The sequence below is a fragment of the Streptomyces capitiformicae genome (assembly GCF_002214185.1).
Taxonomy (GTDB): Bacteria; Actinomycetota; Actinomycetes; order Streptomycetales; family Streptomycetaceae; genus Streptomyces; species Streptomyces capitiformicae.
In genome coordinates, this window is record NZ_CP022161.1 from 6,356,023 (window position 1) to 6,382,878 (window position 26,856).

General features: G+C 70.8%; 22 protein-coding genes and 1 pseudogene. 10 read left to right on the forward strand and 13 right to left on the reverse strand.

Annotation, left to right across the window (positions count from 1 at the left end):
- Positions 1-3: 3 nt before the first annotated feature.
- A complete protein-coding gene (locus CES90_RS28285) occupies positions 4-960 on the reverse strand; it encodes a LysR family transcriptional regulator (RefSeq protein ID WP_189786584.1) in 957 nt (318 codons plus the stop codon).
- Positions 961-1,165: 205 nt separating this feature from the next.
- Here CES90_RS28285 and CES90_RS28290 point away from each other — a divergent pair, with 205 nt between their 5' ends.
- The 3 genes from CES90_RS28290 (at position 1,166) to CES90_RS28300 (ending at position 3,660) form a co-directional block, all read left to right on the forward strand.
- Complete coding sequence (locus CES90_RS28290; protein WP_408646661.1) at positions 1,166-2,203, forward strand: ABC transporter substrate-binding protein; 1,038 nt, start codon at positions 1,166-1,168, stop codon at positions 2,201-2,203.
- Between the two features lie 142 nt (positions 2,204-2,345).
- Positions 2,346-3,116, forward strand: a complete 771-nt coding sequence (locus tag CES90_RS28295; protein WP_189786582.1) for a sulfite exporter TauE/SafE family protein — start codon at positions 2,346-2,348, stop codon at positions 3,114-3,116.
- 1 nt (position 3,117) lies between these two features.
- Positions 3,118-3,660, forward strand: a complete 543-nt coding sequence (locus tag CES90_RS28300) for a hypothetical protein (RefSeq protein WP_229914246.1) — start codon at positions 3,118-3,120, stop codon at positions 3,658-3,660.
- A 16-nt stretch (positions 3,661-3,676) separates the two neighbouring features.
- Here the strand turns inward: CES90_RS28300 and CES90_RS28305 are convergent, their stop codons facing one another.
- The 4 genes from CES90_RS28305 to CES90_RS28320 all read right to left on the reverse strand — a co-directional run bounded on the left by CES90_RS28305 (position 3,677) and on the right by CES90_RS28320 (position 9,051).
- Positions 3,677-5,932: a hypothetical protein gene (locus CES90_RS28305; protein ID WP_189786581.1), complete on the reverse strand. Its 2,256-nt coding sequence runs from the start codon at positions 5,930-5,932 to the stop codon at positions 3,677-3,679.
- Positions 5,932-6,786 (reverse strand): hypothetical protein, encoded by an 855-nt coding sequence (locus CES90_RS28310; RefSeq protein WP_189786580.1) that lies wholly within the window; start codon positions 6,784-6,786, stop codon positions 5,932-5,934. Before CES90_RS28310 ends, CES90_RS28305 begins: the two co-directional genes overlap by 1 nt.
- A 2-nt stretch (positions 6,787-6,788) precedes the next feature.
- Positions 6,789-7,631: a vWA domain-containing protein gene (locus tag CES90_RS28315; protein ID WP_189786579.1), complete on the reverse strand. Its 843-nt coding sequence runs from the start codon at positions 7,629-7,631 to the stop codon at positions 6,789-6,791.
- Between the two features lie 160 nt (positions 7,632-7,791).
- Positions 7,792-9,051 carry an amidohydrolase family protein gene (locus CES90_RS28320; protein ID WP_189786578.1) on the reverse strand — a complete coding sequence of 420 codons (1,260 nt, stop codon included), beginning with the start codon at positions 9,049-9,051 and terminating at the stop codon, positions 7,792-7,794.
- 476 nt (positions 9,052-9,527) lie between these two features.
- Here CES90_RS28320 and CES90_RS28325 point away from each other — a divergent pair, with 476 nt between their 5' ends.
- The 6 genes and pseudogenes from CES90_RS28325 to CES90_RS28345 all read left to right on the forward strand — a co-directional run bounded on the left by CES90_RS28325 (position 9,528) and on the right by CES90_RS28345 (position 15,821).
- Positions 9,528-12,587 carry an AfsR/SARP family transcriptional regulator gene (locus CES90_RS28325; protein ID WP_189786577.1) on the forward strand — a complete coding sequence of 1,020 codons (3,060 nt, stop codon included), beginning with the start codon at positions 9,528-9,530 and terminating at the stop codon, positions 12,585-12,587.
- A gap of 217 nt (positions 12,588-12,804) precedes the next feature.
- Complete coding sequence (locus CES90_RS28330; RefSeq protein WP_189786576.1) at positions 12,805-13,038, forward strand: hypothetical protein; 234 nt, start codon at positions 12,805-12,807, stop codon at positions 13,036-13,038.
- A 293-nt stretch (positions 13,039-13,331) separates the two neighbouring features.
- On the forward strand, positions 13,332-14,267 hold the full coding sequence (locus CES90_RS28335; RefSeq protein ID WP_229914245.1) for a hypothetical protein: 936 nt from the start codon (positions 13,332-13,334) through the stop codon (positions 14,265-14,267).
- Positions 14,150-14,566: pseudogene (locus tag CES90_RS49960) on the forward strand (hypothetical protein); the annotation flags it as partial. The gene CES90_RS28335 and the pseudogene CES90_RS49960, both read left to right, overlap by 118 nt.
- 192 nt (positions 14,567-14,758) lie before the next feature.
- Positions 14,759-15,025, forward strand: a complete 267-nt coding sequence (locus tag CES90_RS49965; RefSeq protein ID WP_232791423.1) for an FMN-binding protein — start codon at positions 14,759-14,761, stop codon at positions 15,023-15,025.
- Entirely contained in the window at positions 15,018-15,821 is an 804-nt protein-coding gene (locus CES90_RS28345; protein ID WP_189785938.1) for an FAD:protein FMN transferase, read from the forward strand. Before CES90_RS49965 ends, CES90_RS28345 begins: the two co-directional genes overlap by 8 nt.
- Positions 15,822-15,912: 91 nt before the next feature.
- On the opposite strand, the gene CES90_RS28350 is transcribed toward CES90_RS28345, so the two are convergent.
- From CES90_RS28350 to CES90_RS28380, 7 genes are all read right to left on the reverse strand, one after another.
- Entirely contained in the window at positions 15,913-16,449 is a 537-nt protein-coding gene (locus CES90_RS28350; RefSeq protein ID WP_189785937.1) for an arginine repressor, read from the reverse strand.
- 7 nt (positions 16,450-16,456) lie between these two features.
- Positions 16,457-17,683, reverse strand: a complete 1,227-nt coding sequence (locus tag CES90_RS28355; protein WP_189785936.1) for an acetylornithine transaminase — start codon at positions 17,681-17,683, stop codon at positions 16,457-16,459.
- Positions 17,680-18,618 (reverse strand): acetylglutamate kinase, encoded by a 939-nt coding sequence (gene argB / locus CES90_RS28360; RefSeq protein WP_189785935.1) that lies wholly within the window; start codon positions 18,616-18,618, stop codon positions 17,680-17,682. The genes CES90_RS28355 and argB overlap by 4 nt, the downstream gene beginning before the upstream one ends.
- A 163-nt stretch (positions 18,619-18,781) precedes the next feature.
- Positions 18,782-19,936 carry a bifunctional glutamate N-acetyltransferase/amino-acid acetyltransferase ArgJ gene (gene argJ / locus CES90_RS28365; RefSeq protein WP_189785934.1) on the reverse strand — a complete coding sequence of 385 codons (1,155 nt, stop codon included), beginning with the start codon at positions 19,934-19,936 and terminating at the stop codon, positions 18,782-18,784.
- Positions 19,933-20,961 carry an N-acetyl-gamma-glutamyl-phosphate reductase gene (gene argC, locus CES90_RS28370; protein WP_189785933.1) on the reverse strand — a complete coding sequence of 343 codons (1,029 nt, stop codon included), beginning with the start codon at positions 20,959-20,961 and terminating at the stop codon, positions 19,933-19,935. The genes argJ and argC overlap by 4 nt, the downstream gene beginning before the upstream one ends.
- 148 nt (positions 20,962-21,109) lie before the next feature.
- Positions 21,110-22,723, reverse strand: a complete 1,614-nt coding sequence (locus tag CES90_RS28375) for a hypothetical protein (protein ID WP_229914162.1) — start codon at positions 22,721-22,723, stop codon at positions 21,110-21,112.
- A 174-nt stretch (positions 22,724-22,897) separates the two neighbouring features.
- A complete protein-coding gene (locus CES90_RS28380) occupies positions 22,898-23,302 on the reverse strand; it encodes a DUF5997 family protein (RefSeq protein WP_189785932.1) in 405 nt (134 codons plus the stop codon).
- 92 nt (positions 23,303-23,394) lie between these two features.
- Here CES90_RS28380 and CES90_RS28385 point away from each other — a divergent pair, with 92 nt between their 5' ends.
- A complete protein-coding gene (locus CES90_RS28385) occupies positions 23,395-24,189 on the forward strand; it encodes a LysR family substrate-binding domain-containing protein (RefSeq protein WP_189785931.1) in 795 nt (264 codons plus the stop codon).
- 41 nt (positions 24,190-24,230) lie between these two features.
- Here the strand turns inward: CES90_RS28385 and CES90_RS28390 are convergent, their stop codons facing one another.
- Positions 24,231-26,714, reverse strand: coding sequence for an alpha-L-arabinofuranosidase C-terminal domain-containing protein (locus CES90_RS28390; RefSeq protein WP_189785930.1), 2,484 nt, complete (start codon positions 26,712-26,714; stop codon positions 24,231-24,233).
- Positions 26,715-26,856 lie beyond the last annotated feature (142 nt).

Below are 26,856 nucleotides of genomic sequence, written 5' to 3' on the forward strand. Positions count from 1 at the left end.
CCGTCAGACAAGGGGTTGGTGAGGCTCCGGCCCGGACTCCGGCAGCGAACGGGCCGCCCTCCGCAGATGTTCGGCGAGTGCCTCGACGGCCGGTGCCGAGGGGGAGGTGCGGGCGTTCGTGCCCCAGGCCAGCAGGTGGTGCCGGCGGGCCCAGGAGTCCTGCAGGGCGCATATGTCGAGGGTCTGCCGGTCGGGGCCGGGGTCGAGGGCGCGGCGCGGAACGACGGCGAGCCCGACGCCGGCGGCCGCGAGGGCGACGAGGGTGCCGAGGTCGGCGACGGTGGTGCGGTAGCGCGGCGCCGGGGCGTGCGGCCCGATGTGCTTCTCGATGTGCTTCTCGATCCAGCGGCGCAGCGACGACGCGGCGTCGAGTCCGACGAGGGGATGCTCGGCGGCCTCGCCGTACGTCAGCGCCGTGCGCCCGGCGAGAATCCCGCCGACCTGGCCGATGACGACGAGGGAGTCGTCGCCGAGGGGTTCCATGACGAGGCCCCGGTCGCGGGCCTCGTTGTCGACGACGACCCCGAGATCCGCCTCGCCCGCCACGAGCATCCGCACCGTCCGCGGGGTGCGGCTCTCGGCGACGGTGACATCGACGTCCGGGTGGGCCCGCAGGAACGAGAGCAGAGCTCTCGGCACCAGCCGGTGCATGGCGGAGCCGCCGCCCAGCAGGGTGAGGGGGGCGGTCCGGGGCCGGGCGTAGCTCGCGACGGCGCTTTCGAGGCGGGCCGTCCGGTCGAGCACCTCGCGCGCGTGCCGGGCCAGCGCGGTCCCCGCCGGTGTGGGGCGCACTCCCCGCCGGCCCCGGATCAACAGAGCCACTCCGGCGTGATGTTCGAGCGCGCGCACCCTGGCGCTGGCCGAGGGCAGGCTCAGATGCATCCGGCGGGCGCCCGCCGTGATCGACCCCTCGGTCACGATGCCGAGGAAGAGCCGCAGATCGTCGAGGTCGTAGCGCACCCGCGCCACTCTAGAACCGGGCCCGGGCCCGGCCCAGTGCCGTTGGGTAGGCTGCACATCCGGATGATCTTGGCTTGCCGAGGTGACTGCACGCATGAATACGCCCTCATCGCCCTCATCGCCCTCACTGTCCTCACCGTCCTCATCGCCACCTGGAGCGGAGCGGACTGACGGATCATCCGTCCGGATCGGCGTCCTCGTTCCGCTGACTCGGCCCGGCTGGGCCGAGGCGGGCCACCACCTGCTCGCTGGACTCGAACTGGCCGTCAGGGAAGTCAATGAGGCCGGCGGGATCGGCGGAAGACCGCTCGAGCTGGTGGTCCGGGACACCGCGGCTGATCCGCAGCGGGCCGCGGCGGCCGTGGATGAACTGGCTCGCCTGGGCGTGGCCGCCTTGACGGGGGAGTATCACAGCGTCGTCGCTCGCGCCGCCGCTGTCCGGGCCGACGCCCTCGGCCTGCCGTTCCTCTGCTCGTCGGCGGTTCTCGACACGCTCACCGAGGAGCCGACGGAATGGGTCGCGCGCCTCTCCCCGCCGCAGTCCCGCGGCTGGCAGCTCTACGCGGACTTCCTCCTCGGCGCGGGCCACAGCCGAATCGCCATAGCAGCCCAGCCGAGTGTCTACTGGGCGTCAGGGGTCCGCGTCCTTCGGGACCACCTCGCTCCACGCGGCGGCACCGTCATCGAACTCGACACGCGCGCGCTCACCCCCACCGCCGTCTGCGACGAACTCGTCGACAACCGTGCGACAGCCCTCCTTCTCCTGGTCGGCCACCCGGAGCCGGCGGTGTCGATCGTCAAGGCCGTCCGCCGCGATCGGCGCCTCGCCGCGATCATGATCGGTGCTCCGGCCGGGCAACCGGAGTTCGCCGAATGGGGGACGCTGCTGGGCGACGACGGCACCGCGATCCCGTTCCTGCGCTACCTGCCCGAGCGCCTCAGCCCCCTCGGTGCACGAGTCGAGACGGCCCTGCGCGAGCGGCTGGCCGAAGCGCCCTCCTTCGTCGCCTTCGAGGGCTACGACACGGTCGCCGTCCTCGCCGATGTGCTGCGTTCTCACGGCACGGACCGGGCACGCATCGCCGAATCCTGGCCGCGCGTCGCAGTCGAAGGCACCCGCGGCCGGATCCACTTCTCCCGCACGCCGGGCATCAGCGTCTGGCAATGGGTCTGGCCACCCATCCAGGTCGTTGATCGAGATCCGGCGGAACCCGACCGCTTCCGGATCCTTCACGCCGGCTGAGAGAGCACGGAGACCCGACCACCTGCGGCACCCCCGGCCCCAGCCCCAGCCCCAGCCTTAGGCACAGCCTTAGGCACAGCCTCAGGCTCGGTACGTGAATCGCGCATTGTGGAGCCCGCACCCGCGAGGCGATGCTCGACCGGTGTCCGAGTTGCTGCTCGTTCTGCTGGCCGGGGTCGGTGCCGGGGTGTTGAACGCCGCCGGCGGTGGCGGCACGTTCGTGGCACTGCCCGCCCTCGTCGCGGTGGGCCTGCCCCCGGTGACGGCGAACGCGGCCTCGACCATCGCCCTCGTACCCAGCTCGGTGGTCGGCGCCTGGGTCTGCCGACGCGAGATCCCGCAGGTCGGAACGGTCTCCGCGACGGCGTTGAGCACCACCAGCGCGCTCGGCGGCGCACTGGGCGCCGGCCTCCTGCTCGCCCTTCCCTCGACCACCTTCGACGCCGCCGTACCCTGGCTCCTGGCCTTCGCCACGCTCGTCCTCGCCTTCGGGCGCCGGGCCTCGGCCACGCTCGCCCGGCAAGCGAACCGACAGCACGCCCTCGGTCCGAAAGCCCTCCTGCTCAGCCAATTCCTGCTCTCCGTCTACGGCGGATACTTCGGCGGAGCCGTAGGCATCCTGATGCTCGCCCTGTGGGGCCTCACCCTCGGCCTCGACCCCGCGACCGCCAACCCGATGCGCATCGTCCAGGTCGCGGCGGCCTACCTCAGCGCGAGCGCCCTCTTACTCCTCGCCTCGGACGCCCTGGCCACCCCCCTGTTCCTGACCACGATGCTGACCGGCGCCCTGGCCGGCGGCTACCTGGGCGCCCACCTCGCCCTGCGCCTCCCGGCCCGGGCCCTGCGCACCATCGTCCTGACCACAGCGGTGACGATGACCGTCCTGTACTTCCTGCGCGCCCTGGACGGCTGACATGACGGCCACCGGCGACGAGTGCCATGAAGACCATGGGGACGATGATGACGGCACCGGCGTCCCGTACACGGACACATCGCAGGCCAGGCTGGTGATGGCCTACGAGGCGTACGAACTGGCCGAGCTCGCCCGCGCCGCCGTCCCGGTCGGCGAGCACGAGCTGAGGCCGGACGGCACGACCGGCGCCCCCGGCTCCGTGCTGGCCGATGCCGACCGGATACTCACTGCCGCACACCGGTTCCTGGAAGCCGCCGTCGTGTACGAGCGACTGGGCGGCGCCGACTGGCGACTCATCGGCGCGCTCCTGAACCTGCCCCCGCAGACCGCGCGCGACCGATTCGCGACGGCCGTCGACCGCGCTCCGGGCGAGGCGAGGTGGTGGCAGACCCATGTGGCACGGCACCCCCGGGACGCCGCGCTCGACCTCGACGACTGGGTGCTGCGCCACGAGGACGGCGACGGCGCGGACCTCGGCACCGCGCCGGTCTCGGGCGGACTGGTGCACGGGAACCCCCGCCGACGTGACGGGGATTCACCGTGAGCGGCGTGCACGCCTCTCAGCGACCGGTCGCCAGCAGTTTCACGTATCTGCGGGTGCCCAGGGTGCGTCGGGTCTCCGCTCGCGCCGTCGCAAGGTCGGTCCTCACCCGCGCCAGCTCCGCCTCGGAGCCCGCCAACCGCTTCTGACGTTGGATCAGTTCGGCCCGCTGCCGCTGGCTCTCCACACCCCTCCGCTGCCGCTCGGCGGTGAGCCGCTGCCGCTCGTCGGCTATACGGTTCTTCAGGGCGTCGCGGCTCCGCTGGGCGCCGGTCTCGATCTGCTTCAGCTCGTCGTTCAGCTGGTTCCGGAGGGTGGCCATCTCGATCTGGATGTTCGCCATGACCGGTGGCGGCACCTTGGTCGGTGCGGTGGCCCGGGCGCGCTGCTCCAGGCCCCGGCGCCAGGACTCCAGCGTGTTGGCCCTGGCCTCGCCGATGCCCGGCACGCGGATCCACTGGCCGCTGGTGCCGACCAGGTAGGCGCCCCCTTGCTGGGCGAACGCCACGCCCGTGAAGTCGGCGGCGGTACGGATCCCCGCGTCCATCAGGGCCCGGACCATCTTGTCGCCCATGTTGGTGAGCTTGCGCGCCTCCTGGATCGAGGTCCTGCGCAGCCTCTCCTGGATGTGTGTCCGGACCGCGGGCGCCAGCGCGTCGGCGATCCGGCGCGCCTCCTTGGTGGCCAGTTCCGTCAGCTGTTTCTGGATCCGGCCGGTACTGCGGTTCAGGTCCACGGTGATGCGGGCCTGGCCGTCCTTGAGTTCGGTGGTCAGCGCCTGGAGGCGTTTGTCCGAGGCGGCGTTGTTCTTGGCGACCGACTCGTCCAGCTTGCGGATGTCCTTCTCCAGGCGCTGGTGGGCCGTGGACGGATTCTTCAACTCGCGTGCGCGCAGGCGGAGTTCGCGTACGCGTGCCTTTGCGTCACGGCACTCGGGGCGCAGCCGTCGGCCGAGGCCGATCGCGGCCCCGGACACGGCGAGTGCGATCCCCTGCGTCAGGGGCAGGTAGCCGTAGGGCTGGACGGCGGCCAGCGCGAGGGCGCCGGGGGCCGCGTTGCCGAGCAGGGCGGAGGCCGCCACGACCAGGTCACCCGCGCGCCGCCGGCCGAAGCCAGGGGCGGGCTGCCCGGCGGGGCCCGGGCCGGCCTGTGCTGCTGTACCCCCGGCGGCCGCCGCCGGAATGTGTCCCGCCATCCAGGCCGGTACACCCTGCTGGAGTGGGCCGGAGGTGGTCGGCGGCGCGGTCGCCGCCGACCGGCTCCCGCCCTTGGCGGTGCCCCAGGCCGTGGCCTTGCCCTTGCCCTTGCCCGATGCCGAGCGCTGCTTGGGGAGCGCCACGGCGTCCGGCGTCAGGGCGGGCAGCGCGGAGCACGGCTTCCCGAGGAGGTTCCTGACCCGGGTGGCCACGGCTCGGATCCGTTCGTCCGGGTGGCCGAGCAGCATCGGCCAGGCCAGGGACATGGCCGGTTCGGTGAAGTCGGCCTCGGAGAGGATCAGGAACTCGCCCTGCGGATCGTGGAGTTGGGTCCAGAGTCCGGGGTCCGCGGCGACGGCGAGCAGGGAGAGCTGGATGACCCAGGCGGAGAAGCGGTCCATCGCGGGGCCGAAGTCGGCGGCCGTGCGGGACGGGGACTGGTAGTTGCGGTGGCCGTTCTCGGTGGCCTTCTCGCCCTTGAGGGCCGGGACGTACATCCCGTCGTAGTCGACGAGGTGAAGCGTTCCGTCGGACGCCACCAGGATGTTGCCGTGCTGGAGGTCTCCGTGAGCGATGCCGACCTTGTCGAGATCGGCCACCAGAGCCAGGAACCGGTCGGCCAGGGCCTGGACGGCGGCCGTGTCGGTGCGGTTGCGGTCCAGCCAGGTGAGGAGGTCGGTGCCCTGGACCCAGGCCATCTTGACCACGGGGTACCACTCCCCCGCGACCAGCACGCCCTCGTCCAGGAACTCGAAGCCCACCGACCACGTATGTGACAGGGCGCCGAGGGCGGAGCTGATGGCCGCGTACCGCCTGGTGAGGGACGTGCTGTCCCTGGTGAAGCACTTGAGGGCGTACCGCTGTCCGTCCGGGGCGGTGACCGAGAAGACGCTGGCGAAGTTGCCGGAGATCGCCTTCGGGCCCAGTACGGGGGTCTGCTGGACGGTGCCGTGCTTGAGGCCGGGGTCGCGGAAGCAGACCTCGGGATGCTGCAGGGCCTCCGCGTAGTTGGCGCCCGTCGGGAACTTTCTGACCGCTCCGGATCCGGCGGCGGGTCCGCCGCCGTGGGAGACCGCCATCACCCCTCCGCTCTCACCCTCATCCGGATGAGCGTCACGTCGTCGTTTCGCATGCGGGACCGCGCCCGCTGGTCGTTCACCCACTCCTCGAAGGACTCCTCGCCGAGTTCGGCGAGTTCGGCCAACAGCATTCCGGGAGCAGGAAGTTCGGGGCGCGGTGACAGCAGCCAGGCGGCCAGCGCGTCGGTGGCGAGGAGGAGTTCGTCGCCGGGGAGCAGCGTGCCGTGGGCGACCCTCACCCGCTCGGCGACCAGTGCCACGTCATGGTTGCGGCTGCCGAGGAGCTGCGGGGTGATGCCGAAGTCGTCCAGGTCGTTGATCGGGAAGGCTCCGTGGACCTGGCCGTCCCGCAGGTGGAAGAGGCAGCTGTCGCCGAGGGCGAAGGCATACCAGTCCCAGCTCACCTCACCGCTCTCCGCCACGGACGACCGGAGTTCGACGCCCAGTACGGTGGCGAAGGCCCCTTTCTCCAGGCCGGGCTGCTCGTACCAGGTGATCGGCCTGCCCCGCTCGGCCCGGTCGGCCTGGTACCACGTCAGGAAGGCGTCCCAGCGGTCCGCCGAACGGGAGATGAGGTCACCGACGAAGCCGCCGAGGTCCTGCCACCAGTCACCGGCCAGGCACATGGACTCGACGACGTCGTTGACCAGCCGTTCGGCCCAGGCGCCGGCGAGCAGGCTCTCCGAGGCGCCGTCCGACACGGCCGCGTACAGCGAGGTGACGGCCCGCCCCTCGCCGTCGACGCGCGGATCACCGGGCCAGATGTGCCCGGCGTCCTCGCACTCCTCGCGCAGGCTGCCCGCCTTGGGCACCCGCAGCAGCTGCCGGTCCGGCAGCACCGGGAGGTCCCCCATGGTCAGCGCAGCTCCGTCGCGCGGGTGCCGATGTCCAGGAACTCCACGATGTTGACGATGTCGGCGTTGTAGACGAAGCCCCGGGTCGTCTCGCTGACCCGGTGGCCCTGCGAGGCCGCGTAGGAGCGCATGTGGCTGGGCAGCACACTCGACATCTGGAACAGCAGGCGCGCGTACGTGTCCGGCAGTCCCTCCTCGCTGTCCGGGAAGGTGACCGGGGTGCCGCCGCTGCCCGAGACATGGAGGTTGAACAGGAGCACCGCGCCGTCGGCCGTGGCGTGCGAGGCGAGGCCGATGGCCGCGCTGGTCGGGTCGCCGTCGGTGGACTCGCCGTCGGTGAGGTTGAGGACGATCGGCGGGAAGCCCCCGGGGTGCGCCTCGACCCAGTTCGCGACCAGCGAGTCCGCGTAACCGAGTGCCCGCGTCATGGGCGTACCGCCGTTGGTCACCGGGTCCATCCACACCGGGAACTGCACGGCCGTCTCGACCAGACCGCCGGCGCCGTCCGGCACCTTCTTCGTACGGCTCTCCACCCGGGCCGGGTTGTTCGCGACCTCGCTCAGTGGAACGAGGTCGCGGCCGGCCAACGCTCCCTGGAAGGCGGAGCCGACGTGGTTGTGCCCGTATCCGATGACCGCGACATGGAAGTAGTCGCGTACGCCTTCTTCCTTGGCGCACTTGACCGACAGCTCGGTCAGCAGCCGGTTGATGGCGTCCGAGACGACCTCGGCGCGCTGTCGCGACACCTCACCGCTGGTCATGGGATCGCTCATCGAGGCGGACTGATCCACGAGGAAGATGAAGCACCCGGGGTTGGTACGGCTGATCTCTGCGGTGTACGGCAACTGACGCCCCTGAATCCTCTGCGCAAACCGGCACGGGGGCAGCCGCAACACACTTGGCCCCCCAAGGGCGGTCATGCTATCCGATGACCAGACAGTTCACACGAGTGGCACACTTACCTCTTATTCCTCACCCGAAGCCCACATCTTCCGCGCCCCCCACTCAAGCCCCCGCCCAGAGCCCGTCCTTCGTCAGCCCCAGCAGCTCGATCGCGTTCCGCCGTACGATCCGGTCGACCACGTCCGGCTCCAGGTGCCCCATCTGGGCCTCCCCGACCTCGCGGGACTTGGGCCAGGTGGAGTCGGAGTGGGGGTAGTCGGTCTCGTACAGCACGTTGCCGACACCTATCGCGTCGAGGTTCTTCAGGCCGAACGCGTCGTCGAAGAAGCAGCCGTAGACGTGGTCGGCGAACAACTCGGACGGCGGCCGGTGCACCTTGTCGGCGACCCCGCCCCAGCCCCGGTTCTCCTCCCACACCACATCCGCGCGCTCCAGGATGTACGGGATCCAGCCGATCTGCCCCTCGGCGTACATGACCTTGAGGTTGGGGAAGCGTTCGAACTTGCCGCTCATCAGCCAGTCGACCATCGAGAAGCAGCAGTTGGCGAAGGTGATGGTGGAGCCGACGGCGGGCGGGGCGTCGGCCGACGTGGAGGGCATACGGCTGCTGGAGCCGATGTGCATGGCGACGACCGTGCCGGTCTCGTCGCAGGCGGCGAGGAAGGGGTCCCAGTCGTCGGTGTGGACGGAGGGCAGGCCGAGGTGCGGGGGTATTTCGGAGAAGGCGACCGCCCGGACGCCGCGGGCGGCGTTGCGGCGGACCTCCGCCGCCGCCAACTCCGCGTCCCAGAGAGGTATGAGGGTGAGGGGGATGAGGCGGCCCCGCGCCGCCGGACCGCACCACTCCTCCACCATCCAGTCGTTGTACGCCCGGACGCCCAGCAGCCCGAGTTCGCGGTCGGCGGCCTCGGTGAAGGTCTGGCCGCAGAACCGCGGGAAGGTGGGGAAGCAGAGGGCGGACTGGACATGGTTGACGTCCATGTCGGCGAGGCGCTGCGGGACGTCGTACGAGCCGGGGCGCATCTGCTCGTAGGTGATGACCTCCAGTTTGATCTCGTCCCTGCTGTACCCGACCGCGGTGTCGAGGCGGGTCAGTGGGCGGTGCAGATCCTCGTAGACCCACCAGTCGCCGATCGGTCCGTCGTCGCCGGGCGCGCCCATGACTGGCTTGAAGCGGCCGCCGAGAAAGGTCATCTCCTTCAGCGGCGCCCGGACTATGCGGGGGCCGGTGTCCCGGTACTTCTTCGGGAGGCGGTCCTGCCAGACGTTCGGCGGCTCCACCGTGTGGTCGTCGACGGAGATGATCCTCGGGAAGTCGGGGGCGATCGTGGGTTCCGTGGCGCTCGTCTCCATGGTGTCCATGTGGGTCACGGTAGCGCCGATCTGACGGATCGTCAGCTATCCGTTCAGCCCGCCCGGCCCTTGAGAACGACCCCGAAGGCCGAAGGCAGGAGCCGAAGAAGCAACCGCCCCCGAACCCAGCCACCCAGCCCTTAAGGACGACCCCGAAGCCGAAGGCGGAAGCCGAAGAAGCAACCGCCCCCGAATTCCAGCCCGTCCGGCGTTTGAGGACGAGCCCGAAGGGCGATGGCGGGGGTCTGGGGGCGCAGCCCCCCAGGAGCGGGGTCGAAGGGGCAGCCGCCCCTGGGATGGGACGGGTAGGGGGCGAGGAAACCCACCCGCGACGGACCGGGGTTCGCGAATGCGCGAGGAGAGGTTGTGTGGACCTTGTGATACACCGCGCGCCCACCTGTGAGCGCACTCTCGCACAGCTGACGGATCTGCCATGAACAAGGCAAACTAGCTTGGTTGTCAGGGAGACCTAAGGGGCGGCGTCGATGGGCGGTGAAGCGCGAGTGCCGGAGGACGGTGGGCCGCGAGTGCCGGAGCAGCGGAGTCCCAGGGACGCGCGCCCACCGGCGCCCGACGCCGCCCGCGGGCCGAACGGGGCGCCGGGCGGGAAACCGGACGCCGGCGATGCCGACGCCGACGCCGCCGGGCTCCGCTTCAGCGTGCTCGGACCCGTACGGGCCTGGCGCGGGACGGAGCCCCTCCCCACGGGTTCGCCCCAACAACGCGCGCTGCTGGCCGCCCTACTGCTCCGCGAGGGCCGCACGGCCACCGCGAGCGAGCTGATCGACGCGCTCTGGGGCGACGAGCCGCCGTCGCAGGCCCTGGCGGCCGTACGGACGTACGCCTCGCGGCTGCGCAAGGTCCTCTCCGCCGACGTACTGGTCAGCGAGTCCGGCGGTTACGCGATCCGCTCCCTCGCGGGCGGCGCGCTGGACCTCGCGGTCGCCCAGGACCTGGCGGCAGACGCCGAGAAGGCCAAGAACTCCGGCGACCTGTCCCACGCCCGCCAGCTGCTGAACCAGGCGCTGGGCCTGTGGGACGGCGAGGTGCTGGCGAGCCTGCCCGGCCCGTACGCGGAAACACAGCGCGCCCGTCTCGACGAGTGGCGCCTCCAACTCGTCGAGACCCGCCTCGACATGGACCTGGAGCAGGGCTGCCACGCCGAGGCGGTGTCCGAGCTGACCGCCCTCACCGCCGCCCACCCCCTCCGGGAGCGCCTGCGCGAACTGCTCATGCTCGCCCTGTACCGCAGCGGCCGCCAGGCCGAGGCACTCGCCGTGTACGCGGACACGCGCCGCCTGCTCGCCGACGAGCTGGGCGTGGACCCGCGCCCCGGCCTGCGGGAGCTTCAGCAGCGCATCCTCCAGGCGGACCCGGCCCTCGCCGAGCCCTCCGCCCCGCTCGCCCCGGAACCGGCCGCATCCCCCGTCCGCCCCGCCCAACTCCCCGCCACCGTCCCGGACTTCACGGGCCGGGCGTCCTTCGTGTCCGAGCTGAGCGAGGTGCTGTCGGCGGCGACCGCGGCCGAGGGCCAGGTCATGGCCGTATCAGCGCTGGCGGGTATAGGCGGCGTAGGCAAGACAACCCTCGCCGTCCACGTCGCCCACCAGGCCCGCAACGCCTTCCCGGACGGCCAGCTGTACATCGACCTCCAGGGCACCGGCCCCCGCCCCGCCGAACCGGAGACCGTCCTCGGCTCCTTCCTCCGCGCCCTCGGCACCGCCGACTCCGCGATCCCCGACTCCCTGGCGGAACGGGCCGCGCTGTACCGGTCGGTCCTCGACGGCCGCCGGGTCCTGGTCCTGCTCGACAACGCCCGCGACGCCGCCCAGGTACGCCCGCTGCTGCCGGGCACGGCGGGCTGCGCGGCCCTGGTCACCGCCCGGACCCGGATGGTGGACCTGGCCGGGGCGCACCTGGTCGACCTGGACGTGATGTCACCGGACGAGGCCCTCCGGCTCTTCACGAAGATCGTCGGCGCGGAACGTGTGGCCGCCGAACGCAAGGCCGCGCTGGACGTGGTCGCGGCCTGCGGCTTCCTTCCCCTCGCCATCCGTATCGCCGCCTCCCGCCTGGCGGCCCGCCGCACCTGGACGGTCTCGGTCCTGGCCACGAAACTCGCGGACGAACGCCGCCGCCTGGACGAACTCCAGGCCGGTGACCTGGCGGTGAAGGCCACCTTCGAACTGGGCTACGGCCAACTGGAACCGGCCCAGGCAAGGGCGTTCAGGTTGCTGGGCCTGGCCGACGGCCCGGACATTTCCTTGGCGGCCGCGTCGGCCGTACTGGACCTTCCCTCCGTCGACACCGAGGACCTCCTGGAGATCCTGGTCGACACGTCCCTCCTCGAGTCGGCGGCCCCCGGCCGCTACCGCTTCCACGACCTGGTCCGGCTCTACGCGCGTGCCTGCGCCGAACGGGACGAACAGCCGCCGGCCGAGCGGGAGGCGGCGATGTCGCGGTTGCTGGACTTCTATCTGGCGACGGCGGCGGAGGTGTACGCGATCGAGCGGCCGAGGGACCAGCTGGTGGACGACCTGGAGGCCACCGAGTACCCCGGGCTGCGCTTCACCGACGGCTCCGCGGCCCTCGACTGGCTGTACACGGAGTCGGCCCCCCTGCTGTCCTGCGTACGGCAGGCGGCGGGCTCGACCCGCCTGCGACGGGCGGTGGACCTCCTGTGGGCGGCACGGGACCTGGGCGAGTCCGGGGCGAGTTCCCATCTGTACGAGATGACGGCCAAGGCGATGTTCGAGGCATCCCGAGCAGCCGGGGACATCCGCGCGGAGGGCCGCGTCAGGGCCATCCTCACCAACGTCCTGCTCGTCTCCGGCCGTATCCGGCAGGCCGAGGAGGAGGCCCGGCTCACCATGGAGTGCGCGAGCGCCGCCGGTGACCCCACCGCCACCACGTGGGCCGCCCAGGGCCGGGGGGTCATCGCCCTGCACGAGCACCGCTACGACGACGGCAAGCTCTTCTTCGACCAGGCCATAGAGGGCTTCAGGGCAGCCGGCAACGGCCTGGGCGAGGCCACGGCCCTGTGCAACCTCTCGCGCGCCTACATGGGCATGGGCAACACCGCCAAGGCCGTCGAGTTCGCTCAGCGCGGCCTCGCCGTCCACATAGAGGTGGGCAGCACGATGCGGCTGGCCAACGGCCACTACGCGCTGGGTGTGGCCCTGACCGCGGCCGGCCGCCACGCGGAGGCCCTCACCCAGTTCTCCGAGGCACTGACCATCTTCCAGGAGCACCGCCAACGCCTCTGGGCCGGGACCACCCACTTCAGGATCGCCCAGGCCCACGCCGTCGCCCACCGCCCGGCCCAGGCGGCCCAGCACGCCGAACAGGCCCTGGCCCTCGAATGCATCGGCGGCGACCGCACCCGAGGCAACGTCCTGACCCTCCTGGGCCGAGCCCTCTCCACCCTGGGCCAGGTGGACCGGGCCCGAGCCTGCTGGCGCGAGGCGCTCAACCTCCACGAGGAGAGCGGCGCCCCCGAGGCCGAGGAGGTACGGGCCCTGCTGGCCCCCGCGACGGCGGCCTGAACGCCCCGCATCCGGCACAGGGAGCTGGGGCGTTCAGCATTCGTTTATCTCCCCCCGGCACTCTCTTACTTGCCAGACCGTCGCGTCGGGGGGCAGACGGTCCGACCAGGAGCGCGACCAGTTGAGGTCGCAACTCCGAACAGCCCGTCCGGCGGCCCTCGGGGGAGTTTCCGGGCGGGCCTTGCTGACTCGTCACCACAGCGAAGGATCTCTGGACATGAGCGAGACGAAGAAGGACGCGGACGTCATCAAGTCGATGTCCGACATCAACATGCCCGCCCCGCCCAAGGACGCGGACGCCATCCAGTCGATGTCCGACATCAACATGCCCACGCCGCCCAAGGACACGCCCACCGACACGTCCGGCGACCCCGCCGAAGAATCCATCGAAACGAAGTCGGACATCAACATGCCCGCCCCGCCCGCCCTGAACCTGGACGGCGGCAAGTAACCCAACAGACCTTCATCCCGACGGGGATCGGCCGCGGTGGCGCGGAGGGGGAGCCACCGCGGCCGAGTCGTGCGCCCGTAACGGGGGGGCGGGGCCGGAGGGCCGGGGGGCCGGGGGGCCGGGGGTGCAATTGGCAGTTCCGTCCCACCATCCACCCCCTTGGACAGCCCTTCCATCCCCTTTCAGCGAGACGAATCTGCCAATCACCAACCTCCTTCCCCTTGCCCCTCCCCTCCGCCGGAGTTATCCACAGGCTGAAGCGGGGTCTTGGGCTCTTCCGCGAAAGTTGGGGGGTGGAGCGCAAGGGGTTGTTGTCGCTGGTCGAAAGAGATGTGCTGCTGACCTCGTGGGCGTTGGGGGCCGGCTGGTCCCGGGGCGCCCTCTTCCGGCGGTTGGCCGCGGAGGAATGGACCCGGGTCGGGGGCGGGGCGTGGGCTCCGCCGGGGCGGCCAATCGATGACGGCGTAAGGCTCCGCGCCCTCCAGTTGCTCAACCCTCACCTCGTCGTGAGCCACCGTTCCGCAGCCGAACTGTGGTGGATCGAGACCCTGGACTCCAGTACAGAGCGGCCGTTGGAGTTCACCGACCCTGAACTCGGGCTCCGCCGCGCGGGCACCGGAGTACGAGTGCACCGAATCCCCCTCGCCGAGCACGACATCGTGGAACGGCACGGCTTCCGCATCACCACCGTGCCCCGCACCTTGGCCGACCTCCTGCGCACCGCACCCAGGGACGACGCGATCGTCGCCGTGGAGTCCGCCCTCACCCACCGCCGGTTCGGCCAGACCCGCCGGGCACCCCTCACCCGCCTCGACGCCATCGCGTCCGCGCTCGACCTTCCCCACCGGGGAGCGGTACGGGCTCGCCACCGACTACGGCTGTGCGACCCGCACGCCGGATCACCGGCCGAGACCATCGCCCGCCTACGCATGTACGACGCGGGGCTCCACCCCGAAAGCCAGGTCACGCTGCGCACCCCGAACGGCCGCCGAGTCGTCCTCGACTTCCTCTTCCGAGCCGAGGGCCTGGCCATCGAGATCGAGGGCTACGCCTACCACGGCACCCGAGAGGCCCACCGCCGCGACGTAACCCGCTTCAACCAACTCCACCAGTGCCCAGAGGTACGCAGCCTCCTCCGCTACACCGCCGAGGACGTCTTCCACCGCCCAGCCCACATGCTCACCGAAATCCAGACGACCCTGACCTCATCGAAAAACAGCCGCCCCTGAGCCCTCCGCCCCCCGACCGCACCGCCACCCACCACGCCCCCGCACCCCACACACCACCAACCCCACCCCCTCACCCCCACACACCACCAACCCCACCCCCTCACCCCCACACACCACCAACCCCACCCCCTCACCCCCACACACCACCAACCCCCCACCCCTTCACCCCCCAACCCCTCACCCCCACGCCCCACCACGCACCACTCGCCGCCAACCCCACCCGGCGTGCATGCAAACCGATCGACGCCGTCTCCGGCGCCACCTACACCAGCGCCGGCTACAAGGAATCCCTCCAGTCCGCCCTCGACCAGGCCGGCAGCGGGGAGGGGTCCGGTGGCGAGGTCGAGGCAGGCGGCCAGCAGGACGCGGGCGGCGGCGCCGAGGACTCAGGGGCCGCGGGCGGCGGCGCCGCGGACTCCGGGGCCGCGGACTCCGGGGCCGCGGACTCCGGGGCCGCGGACTCCGGGGCCGGGCAGTCGACGGGTACGCAGGTGCTCACGGGCAGCGCCGTGCAGACGGACTACGGGCCGGTCCAGGTCCGTATCACCGTCAGCGGCGGCAAGATCACCCAGGCCGAGGCGCTGCAGCAGCCCAGCGGTGGGCGCAGCACCCAGATCAGTGGCACGGCCATTCCCCAGCTCAACCAGAACGCCGTAGCGGCAGGGAGCGCTGACATCGATGCTGTCTCGGGCGCCACGTACACCAGCGGTGGCTACAAGGAATCCCTCCAGTCCGCGCTGGACCAGGCCGGTGGCTGATCCGGGGGCCGACCCCGCCGCGGTACCTCTCTCCCAACTGCGCCACGCCGAGGAGGTCATGGGCACCGTCTTCTCGTTCGACATACGGGGAGGCGAGCCCACTGCGGTCAAGGCCGCGCTCGAAGAGGCGGTGGCCGGGCTGCACACCGTCGACGAGGTGTTCAGCACCTACCGCGAGAACAGCCAGATATCGCGGCTCGACCGGGGTGAAGTGACGATCGAGGAGTGCGATCCGGAGGTCGCCGAGGTCCTCGAACTGTGCGCCGAGGCCGAGCGGTTGAGCGAGGGCTGGTTCAGCGCCACGTACGAGGGCCGCTTCGATCCGACCGGGCTGGTCAAGGGATGGGCCACCGAGCGGGCCGCCCTGCGTCTGGTCGAGGCCGGTGCGGTCGGGGTCAGCGTCAACGGTGGCGGGGACGTCCAGCTCTGTGGCGTGCCCGGCCCCGATCGGCCGTGGCGGGTCGGTGTGGCGGACCCCCTGCGCCCCGGTGGCCTGGCCGCCGTCGTCACCGCCGCCCGCGCCGACCGGCTGGCGGTGGCCACCTCCGGCACGGCGGAACGGGGCGCCCACATCGTCGACCCCCGTACCGGCAAGTCCGCCGTGACGGACCTGGTCTCGGTGACCGTGGTGGGCCCCCGCCTCACCTGGGCGGACTGCTGGGCGACGGCGGCGTTCGCGATGGGTTCGCGGGAGGGCCTGGCGTGGCTGGAGTCCCTCCCGGACACGGAGGCGTTGCTGATCACGGCGGGGGACGAGGTGCGGTGCACGGGGGGACTGGCCGCACGCCTGGGCTGACGGGGCTGGGCCGCGCCCCGTAAGGGGCGCGGGGAACCGCGCGATCAGCCCCCGCCCACCCGCAGTCGGCGCACGGCAGTAACCGCCCCTCTCAGTGGCCGTTCTGAGCCAGCCTCAGCAAGTGGTCGGCCAAGGACTGTCCTCCACTGGGATCCCGGCTGATCAACAACAACGTGTCGTCGCCCGCGATGGTCCCCAGGATGTCGTGCAGCTCGGCCTGGTCGATCGCGGAGGCGAGGAACTGGGCCGCGCCCGGAGGCGTGCGCAGGACCACGAGGTTCGCGGAGGCCTCCGCGGAGATCAGCAGCTCCTGCGAGAGCCGCCGCATCCGCTCCTCCTTCGCCGACTCGCCCAGCGGAGCCCGGGGGGTCCGGAAACCGCCCTCACTCGGCACCGCGTAGATGAGGTCGCCGTCGGTGTTGCGGATCTTCACCGCGTTGAGCTCGTCCAGATCCCGGCTGAGCGTCGCCTGTGTGACGCTCAGCCCGTCGTCGGACAACAGCTTCGCCAACTGGCTCTGCGACCGCACAGGTTGCCGGTTGAGGATGTCCACGATCCGGCGGTGGCGGGCCATGCGGGTCTGCGGTACGGCGGGCCCCGCCTGGTCGTGCTCCTGCGCCTGGCTCATCGTCGTCTCATTCCCCGGATCGTCCGTCCCCACTGGCTTCGTGCGCGGCCAGCGCCCCGTTCAGGATGCCGGGCAGCGACTGGAGGAACGCGCCCACCTCGGCATCGCCGATGTTGAGCGCGGGCATGAGCCGTACGACATCGGGGGCGGGCGCGTTCACCAGGAAACCGGCGTCCTGAGCCGCCTGTTGCGCCAGTGGCGCGAGCGGCTCGGTGAGCACGATACCCAGCAGGAGGCCCGCACCACGGACATGGTCGATCATCGGGTGGCCGAGAGACTCGATTCCGTCCCGCAGCTTCTCGCTCTGCCGCTTGACGTTCTCCAGGAGCCCTTCGGCCTGGATGGTCTCCAGGACGGCGAGTCCGGCGGCGCACGCGACGGGGTTCCCGCCGAAGGTGGTCCCGTGGTGGCCCGGCTGGAGAAGCTGCGCGGCCCGCCCGAAGGCGACGGTCGCGCCGAGCGGCAGTCCACCGCCGAGGCCCTTGGCGAGGGTGACGACATCCGGGAGTACGCCCTCGTGCGCCTGGTACTCGAACCAGTGCCCGGTCCGGCCGATGCCGGTCTGCACCTCGTCGAGGACCAGGAGCGAGCCGGTGGCGGCGGTGATGGCCCGGGCGGCCTTCAGATAGCCGGCGGGCGGGACCACGACCCCGTTCTCGCCCTGGATGGGCTCGATGATGACGAGGGCCGTCTCCTCGGTGACCGCGCCGGCCAGGGCCTGCGCGTCGCCGTACGGGACGTGTGTGACGTCACCGGGCAGCGGCAGGAACGGACCCTGCTTGCCGGGCTGGCCGGTGAGGGCGAGGGCGCCCATGGTCCGGCCGTGGAAGCCGCCCTGGGTGGCGACCATGTGGGTCCGCCCGGTCAGCCGGCCGATCTTGAAGGCGCCCTCGTTTGCCTCGGCACCGGAGTTGCAGAAGTAGACCTTGCCGTCCCGGCCGAAGTGCTCCAGGAGCCGCTCGGCGAGCGCGACGGGCGGCTCGGCGATGAACAGGTTGGAGACATGGCCGAGGGAGGCGATCTGCGTGCTGACGGCCTCGACGACGGCCGGGTGGGCGTGGCCGAGCGCGTTGACCGCGATGCCGCCGACGAAGTCGACGTACTCCTTGCCGTCCGCGTCCCACAGCTTGGTGCCCTCACCGCGCACGAGCGGGAGCCTCGGGGTGCCGTAGTTGTTCATGAGCGAGCCCTGCCACCGCTGGGTCAGCTCTGCGTTCTGCGCGGTCTCGGTCATCCGGCATCCCCCTCTTCCTCGGCGTCCGGCACGACCATCGTGCCGATGCCCTCGTCGGTGAAGATCTCCAGCAGGATCGAGTGCTGGACCCGGCCGTCGATGACCCTGGCGGTCTGGACGCCGTTGCGCACGGCGTGCAGACAGCCCTCCATCTTCGGCACCATGCCGGAGGACAACTCCGGCAGCAGCTTCTCCAGTTGGGAAGCGGTGAGGCGGCTGATCACCTCGTCGGAGTTGGGCCAGTCCTCGTAGAGGCCTTCGACGTCGGTGAGGACCATGAGGGTTTCGGCGTCAAGAGCAGCAGCGAGTGCCGCAGCCGCCGTATCAGCATTGACGTTGTAGACATGTCCGTCGTCCTGGCTACGGGCGATGGACGAGACGACCGGGATACGGCCGTCGGCGAGCAGTGCCTCGATCGCGCCCGTGTCGATCGCGGTGATCTCGCCCACCCGCCCGATGTCGACCAGTTCGCCGTCGATCTCGGGCTGGTGCTTGGTGGCGGTGATGGTGTGCGCGTCCTCGCCGGTCAGTCCGACGGCGAGCGGCCCGTGCTGGTTGAGCAGTCCGACCAGCTCGCGCTGCACCTGTCCGGCAAGCACCATGCGTACGACGTCCATGGCGTCCTCGGTGGTGACGCGCAGGCCGGCCTTGAACTCGCTGACGATGCCGTGCTTGTCGAGGGCGGCGCTGATCTGCGGGCCGCCGCCGTGCACGACGACGACGTTGAGTCCGGCGTGCCGCAGGAAGACGACGTCCTGGGCAAAGGCCGCCTTCAGGTCCTCGTTCACCATGGCGTTGCCGCCGAACTTGATGACGACCGTCTTGCCGTTGTGGCGGGTCAGCCACGGGAGCGCTTCAATAAGGATCTGGGCCTTGGGGAGGGCGGTGTGTTTGCGGGTGGGGGACTTTCGCTCTTCTGAGTGATTGACCGTCATAGCCGACTTTCGGAAAGGTCTCGGATCAGCCGCCGGGCGGGCGGTGTTGGCCTGCGGAGGCGACGTAAGACTCACCCCGGACTCGTCCGAGGGCGAGCGGTCGCCCGCGCAACAGGAACCCTCGTCGGCGACGACGAGGACCCGCGACAACCAAGCGGGCACGTCAGGACGAGTAGGCGCTGTTCTCGTGGACATAGTCGGCCGTCAGGTCGTTGGTCCAGATCACCGCAGACTCATTGCCTGCCGCGAGGTCCGCCGTGATGTGGACCTCGCGGTAGCGCATGTCGACCTTGTCGCGGTCCTCGCCCACGCCGCCGTTCTTGCAGACCCAGACGCCGTTGATGGCGACGTTGAGCCGGTCGGCCTCGAAGGCGGCGGAGGTGGTGCCGATGGCGGAGAGGACGCGGCCCCAGTTGGGGTCCTCGCCGTGGATGGCGCACTTGAGGAGGTTGTTGCGGGCGATGGAGCGGCCCACCTCGACGGCGTCGTCCTCGGTCGCGGCGTTGATCACCTCGACCTTGATGTCCTTGCTGGCGCCCTCGGCGTCCCGGATGAGCTGCTGGCCCAGGTCGTCGCAGACCTTGCGGACGGCCTCGGCGAACTCCTCGTAGCCCGGGGTGACTTCGGAGGCCCCGGAGGCGAGCAGCAGCACGGTGTCGTTGGTGGACATGCAGCCGTCGGAGTCGACCCGGTCGAAGGTGACCTTGGTGGCCACCCGGAGGGCCTTGTCGAGCGTCTCGCTGTCGAGGTCGGCGTCGGTGGTGAGGACGACCAGCATGGTGGCGAGGCCGGGGGCGAGCATGCCCGCGCCCTTGGCCATGCCGCCGACGGTCCAGCCGTCGCCCTGGGCCACGGACGTCTTGTGCACGGTGTCGGTGGTCTTGATGGCGATGGCGGCCTTCTCGCCGCCGTGCTCGGAGAGTTGGGCGGCGGCCGTCTCGACCCCCGGGAGCAGCTTGTCCATGGGGAGGAGCACACCGATGAGCCCGGTGGAGCAGACGGCGATCTCACCGGCGCTGTGGCCTTCGAGGACGTCCGCGACCTTCTCGGCGGTGGCGTGGGTGTCCTGGAAGCCCTTCGGGCCCGTACAGGCGTTCGCACCACCGGAGTTGAGGACGACGGCCGAGACCTGGCCGCCCTTGAGGACCTGCTCGGACCACAGCACCGGCGCGGCCTTCACCCGGTTGGAGGTGAAGACGCCCGCGGCGGCGAGGCGGGGCCCGTTGTTGACCACGAGGGCCAGGTCGGGGTTGCCGTTCTCCTTGATCCCGGCGGCGATGCCCGCCGCCGTGAATCCCCTTGCTGCCGTCACGCTCACGGTGCGACTCCGATCGTCGTCAGCCCGGTGCTCTCGTGGAGCCCGAGGGCGATGTTCATGCTCTGGACGGCGCCACCGGCCGTGCCCTTGGTGAGGTTGTCGATGGCGCTGATCGCGATGATGCGGCCCGCGGCCTCGTCGTACGCGACCTGCACCGATACGGCGTTGGAACCGTAGACGGACGCCGTCGCGGGCCACTGCCCCTCGGGGAGCAGATGGACGAACGGCTCGTCGGCGAAGGCCTTCTCGTACGCGGCGCGGACCGAGTCGGCGGTGACGCCGGGCCTGGCCTTGGCGGTGCACGTGGCGAGGATGCCGCGGGGCATGGGGGCGAGGGTCGGGGTGAAGGAGACGGAAACCGGCTCCCCCGCCACCCCGCCGAGGTTCTGGATCATCTCGGGGGTGTGGCGGTGGCCGCCGCCGACGCCGTACGGCGACATCGAGCCCATGACCTCGGAGCCCAGCAGATGAGGCTTGGCCGCCTTGCCGGCGCCGGACGTCCCGGACGCGGCAACGATCACGGCCTCGTTCTCGGCGATCCCGGCCGCGTACGCCGGGAAGAGGGCCAGGGTGACGGCCGTGGGGTAGCAACCGGGTACCGCGATGCGCTTGGACCCCTCCAGCGCGGCGCGGGCACCCGGTAGTTCGGGGAGGCCGTAGGGCCAGGTCCCGGCGTGGGGCGAACCGTAGAACCGCTCCCAGTCCGCCGGGTCCTTGAGCCGGAAGTCGGCGCCCATGTCGACGACGAGCACATCCGGGCCGAGCTGCTCGGCCACGGCGGCGGACTGCCCGTGCGGCAGCGCGAGGAACACCACATCGTGCCCGGCCAGCACCTCGGCCGTGGTCTCCTGGAGTACCCGGCCGGCCAGCGGCAACAAATGCGGCTGCAGCCCGCCGAGCCGCTGACCCGCGTTGGAGTTGCCGGTCAGAGCACCGATCTCGACCTCGGGGTGCGCGAGCAGCAGGCGCAGCACCTCGCCGCCCGCATAACCACTCGCTCCCGCCACCGCCGCGCGTACCGCCATGGAACCCTCCTCTTTGATGGCATGACTATACGTTTCGCTGCACTTTTATGCAATCACGGGGCGGCAGAGCCTGCCGAGGAAAATAGCCTCTGCGCCTCCCGGCGGCTGATCGCGGTGCTCGTGATCGCCACGAGCGGCGCCGCGAACGCTATTGCTCCAGCGAGTGCGGGCACTGGTGGCACGGGTTGTCCGGCACCGGCTGATTCCCTCGGTGGACGTCCGTGCCCGCCTTGGACGGCGGGACGACGGGGGTGCCCAACAGTTTCGTCATCACCGTGCGTGGTAGCGACGGGTTGGCGGCTGCCGCTTCGACCACCACCCAGTCGGGGTCGGTGAGGAGTTCCGCGACGGTCGTCGGTGGGAGTGCCGGGTGGGCGGCGGCCAGGGGTCTCGCCCGGTCGTCCGTGAGGCAGGCGAGCAGGGCCGGAGGCGTCGCACGGGGATGCCTGGCGACCTCGCGGAAGGTCTTCCGCACCGGCGGTGTGTGGCGGGTCACCTGCTCCAGCAGCGCCGGGGCAGCGTCCGGGTTGGCAGCCACCCCGGCGAGTACCTGGGCTCCATACCGCTCGACCATGGCGCGCAGTCGCGCTTCGGAGAGGCCCGGGTGCGCAGCGATGGACCTGACCACCTTCGCGTCGGGGTCATCGGCCAGCAGGTCGCGGATCCCGGCCGGCAGATCACGTCGTTGGGCCAGGAACATCCGCATGGCCGGTTCCGGCGAGTGGGCCAGCTCGGTCACCTCGGAGGCGGAGGCGGAGGCGATACGCGGCAGCAGAGTGGGGCCGATCCTGGTGTGGGCGGCCAGGCGGGTGAGCACGTCGAGCGGTACGCGCGGGTTGTGGGCGAGGTCGCGCCGTACATCGGGGGCGCGGTCGTCGGCCAGCGTACGGATCAGGGCATCGTGGATGGCAGGGTTCTCGGCGAGCTTGCCGCGCACCCAGGGAGTGGGGTCCTCGGCGAGCCGCGCGTACGCCTCCGAAGGCAGACCGGCGCGACTCGCGAGCGCCTGGCGCAACAGCATCGAGGGGTGGTCGACGAAGCCGACGACAGCTTCGGTGGGCGTGGCCCGGTTCTCCAGTGCTGCCAGCAGCGTGTTGTGCACGGTGGACTCGTGGGACCCGTCGCAGGAGGCGCCCGGGGGCAGATCGCAGTCGGGCTTCGGACAGTCCGGGCTGTGCGTGAACGGCGGCTTCTCGCGGTCGCAGACCAGACATCGCCGTGCGGGTGTCAGCCCGTCGCCGCTGATGAGCGCCGCCAGTACGTCCGGCGGCGTCGCCTCGTTGGCCGCGACCGCGCGGCGGACCTCGGCATGCGGATGCCCCGCGAGGCGGGCGGCCACGTCCGGTGCGCACCAGAACGCGAGCTCCGCGACGACCTGTACGTCCGAGTCCGAGGTGAGCGTCTCCACCACGTCGGGAGGAAGGCCGGGGCAGGCGGCCAGCTTCTCCCGATGCGTGACGACCGGATCCACCATGAGGAGACGAGCCCACTCGGGTCTGCCGGCGCCCTCGTCGAGCAGGGCGAGGGCGGCGAGTGGCTGTGCCGTGGGATCCACGTCGGCCGCGGTCAGCCGCCCCTCGTACGCCAGCCGAACACCGATCCCCTCGTCCCGCGCGGCCAACGCGACCGCCTGCGCACGGCTGAGGTCCGCACGACCGGCGAGCTCGTGGTCAACGTCGTCGTCCGCGACCGCGATCAGCCGGTCGACCAGCTCGGACGGCAGGGCCGGGTTGGCGGCGAGCCCGCACAGGACGTGATTCACAGACGGCATCCTGCCCGGACCGCGCCCGCATGGCTCACGGTTTTCGAGCCCGCCGAGCTGTTATCCGTCAGCTGTTATCCGTCAGCCGTCAGCTGTTATCCGTCAGCCGTCAGCCGCCATCCCCCGGGCCCAGCCACAGGACCAGAAGCCGCCGCCGATTCGCCGGGCCCGCGTTCAGGAACGCCGGTCGCCCGACCGGGCCGCCCGCTCGGCGTTCCGCTTCTTGATGCGGGCGCCTTCCTTGCGGACCTCGGCCTGAATGGCGCGCTCCTTCTGCAGCCACTCGGGGTTGTCGTTCTTCAGCGCCTCGATCTGCTCGGTGGTGAGGGGCTCGGTGACACTACCGCGGGCGAGCCCGGCGATGGAGATGCCCAGCTTCGCCGCGACCACCGGTCGGGGGTGCGGGCCGTTGCTCCGCAGCTCCTCCAGCCAGGCCGGCGGGTTCGCCTGGAGGGCGTTCAGCTCGGCGCGCGAGATGACGCCCTCCTGGAACTCGGCGGGGGTGGCTTCGAGGTACACACCCAGCTTCTTCGCCGCGGTCGCGGGCTTCATGGTCTGGGTGGTCTGGTGCGACGTCATGGTGTCCAGGGTATCGAGCGTGTGCGCCGCCCCTGACCACAGAGCCCTCGGCCGATGCCCGGCCTCCCGCCACCGCCCGATAACCTGGTCAGGTGACTGGCTCGGAAGCATCCTCCTCGTTCCGGCTCGCGTACGTCCCGGGAGTGACGCCCACCAAGTGGGTGCGGATCTGGAACGAGCGGTTGCCCGACATCCCCCTCACCCTCCTCCAGGTGCCCGCCGCCGAGGCGTTCGGCGTGCTGCGGGGCGGCGACGCCGACGCCGGTTTCGTACGGCTGCCGGTGGACCGGACCGACCTCAGCGCGATCCCCCTCTACACCGAGACCACCGTGGTCGTGATCCCGAAGGACCATGTCGTCGCGGCGGTCGAGGAGGTGTCCACCGAGGATCTGGCCGACGAGATCGTGCTGCACCCCCTCGACGACACCCTGGACTGGGAGCGGCCGCCGGGGCAGCCGGCGTTCGAACGTCCCGCGACCACGGCGGACGCGATCGAGCTGGTGGCGGCCGGCATCGGGCTGCTCGTCGTACCGCAGTCGCTCGCCCGTCTCCACCACCGCAAGGACCTCACGTACCGTCCGGTCACCGACGCCCCCGAGTCGCGCGTCGCGCTGTCGTGGCCCGAGGACGCGACCACCGACATGGTCGAGGACTTCATCGGCATCGTCCGGGGTCGGACGGTCAACAGCTCCCGGGGCCGCGCCAAGCCCTCTGAGGAGAAGCAGCCTCCGAAGGCCAAGCGTCCAGCCGCGGGCGGCGCACGACGCCAGCCAGCGGCGGGCAAGGCGGGCAAGGCGACCGGCCGGAACCCCCGAGGCGGCGGCTCCGGCGGCGGCAGGAACGCGAAGAGCGGCGGCAAGGGCGGAAAGCCCCGCCGCCGCTCGTGAGACACGGCCCGGGCTCACGCGGACCCCGGGCCGCCCTCACCTCACTTCTTCTTGATCCTCAGGAACGTCACCGAGTTCGCCGGGAACGTGTAGCTGAACTCGTCGGCCACCCCGCTGAACGTCGACGTCACCGGAGCGACCGGCGTGGCCGTCTCCGTGTTCACGGCGTCCGGCGCGGCCGTGAGCGTGGTCACGCGAGCCTTGGAACGCACCTTCGCACCCCCGAGGTCGATGGCCGTACGCGCGGCAGCGGACTGGGCGTTGACGACCTTGACGATCAGGTCACCGGTCCTCGCGTCCCGAGTGACGACCTGGCGGAACGGCTCGGCCGGCTTGTCGTCGGTGAAGCCGCCCCACTCCTGGCCGTCCAGCAGCAGGGTCACCTGCCGCCCCCGCACCTTGACCTCGACGTCGTACGTACGGCCCGTCTCGATGGTCCCCGGCTTGGAGATCAGCGTGGACTTGCCTCCGTCGACGGCCTGCTCGACCGCGCTGCTGGTGTTGTTCCAGCCGCCGAGGTTCCACCAGTAGTAGTTACCGGTGTCCTTGACGCCGAAGGCGACCAGGAAGCCCTCCTTGCCGGACTTCTTGGTGGCCTTCACCTTGAGGTCGTAGTCGTGCCAGGAGGTGTCGCCGGCCGAGACCATGGTGTTCTCGGCGGCCACATCGGTCTGTACGTACTGCCCGTCCTGGACGGACCAGCTGCCGCGCCCGGTGTGGGTCCACTTCGAGGCGTCACCGCTGAAGTCGTCGCTGAGCAGGGTCGTCCCGTCGGCGCTCGTGACCTTCACATCGTCGTACGCCGCTGTCGTGGCCCAGGTGGAGAGGCCCACTGCTCCCGAGATCGGCCCGGTCACCGCCGGGGTGCCGGTCGCCGTCGACGGCACCACGCGGTCCCCGACGTTGTTCATGAAGAGCTTCTGCATCTCGTAGTTGGCGGAGTTCCACGACGCGTGGTTGTTGAACCAGATCATGTCGGGGCTCCACTGCACGTAGTCCTCGTTGGCGAGGAGCGGTGCGTAGGAGGCGAGCTTCACGATGTCGGCGTTGCGCTCCAGGCCGGTCATGAACGCGGCCTCGGAGAGGGCGTTCTTGAAGGCGTTGCCCTGGGAGGCGTACTCGCCGAGGAAGACCTTCGGGCCGTTCCTGTCGTAGGAGTCGTAGCGGTCGTTGTTCTGGAGGAACCACTGAGGGCTGTTGTAGTAGTGCTCGTCGACCATGTCGACGTTCGCCTCGCGGTTCAGCTTCCACGCGGTGTCGAAGGTGGTGCCCGCGTCGTCGGGGCCGGAGTTCGAGATCACCGTGATGTCGGGGTACTTCGCCTCGATGGCGGCCCGGAACTTCTGGAAGCGGGCGAAGAACTCGTTCGGCAGGTTCTCCTCGTTGCCGACGCCGAGGTGGGTGAGGCCGAAGGGCTTCGGGTGGCCCATCCGGGCCCGCTTCTTGCCCCACTCGCTCGTCACGGGCCCGTTGGCGAACTCGATGAGGTCGAGCGTGTCCTGGATGTGCCGCTGGAGCAGGGCCTCGTCGTCGGTGGCCCTGTTCTGGCCGCAGCCGGTGACGAGGGCGGGCACCACGGGCAGCGGCATCGCGCCGATGTCCTCGGAGAACTGGAAGTACTCGTAGTAGCCGAGGCCGTAGGACTGGTTGTAGCCCCAGAAGTTGGCGTTGGTGGCGCGCTGCTCCACGGGGCCGATGGTGTCCTTCCACTGGTACGAGCGCTTGCGCTCCCAGTTCGAGGCCTCGCTGTAGTCCTGCATGGAGCCGGTGTTGACGAGGCAGCCGCCGGGGAAGCGGACGAAGCCCGGCTTCAGGGCCGCGATCTTCTCGGCGAGGTCCTTGCGCAGGCCGTTCTTGCGGCCCTTGTAGGTGTCACGCGGGAAGAGGGACACCTCGTCCAGGGCGACGGCGTCGGAGGAGGCAACGGCGACACGGCCGTTGCTGCTGGTCCGGGTCGCGGTGAAGTGGGCCTTGTACTTGGCCCAGCCGCCCTTGACGTCCACCTGTCGGGCCTCCGCCAGCGTGCCGTCGGCGTCCTTGAGGGTGATGGTCAGGGTCGTACCGGCGACGGCGCGCGCCCACACCGAGAAGTCGTATGTCTTGCCCTCCTCGACGCGGACACCTGTGTTGTAACCGGCGTTGGTGACCGCCGAAGCGGCGCCCAGGGAGAGGTAGTTGCGGTTGCGTTCATTGAGTCGGCCGGCGTCGTTCACGACCTGCGCGGAGCCGTCGACCGCCCAGGAGGTGAGCGGGGTGTAGGTGCGGTTGTCGGCGGTCGAGTACTCGAAGGATCGGTTCTGCACGAGTTCGGCGTACAGGCCGCCGTCCGCGGCCCGGTTGATGTCCTCGAAGAAGACGCCGTACATCGTGTCGTCGATCTTCGCGCCCTTGGCGGTCGGGTCGACGTTGATCGCGTAGTCGGTGACGTCCTCGGCGTGCGCGGGCGCCGGGACCGAGGCGGCCGCCACCAGGAAGGCGGTGGCGGTGAGGCCGAGTCTCCAACGGGTGCGGGTGCTGCGTGACATGGATACTCCGCGGCTCGATGTGGGGGTCCTGGAGTTGTTCGAAATATCAGACGGTGATCAGCACATCGAACGGCAAGATAGGAGGGTGCCAGGAGAGCGTCAACGGGTCGCGCGGGACCGAAAGTGTCGGAAGTGAGGGACA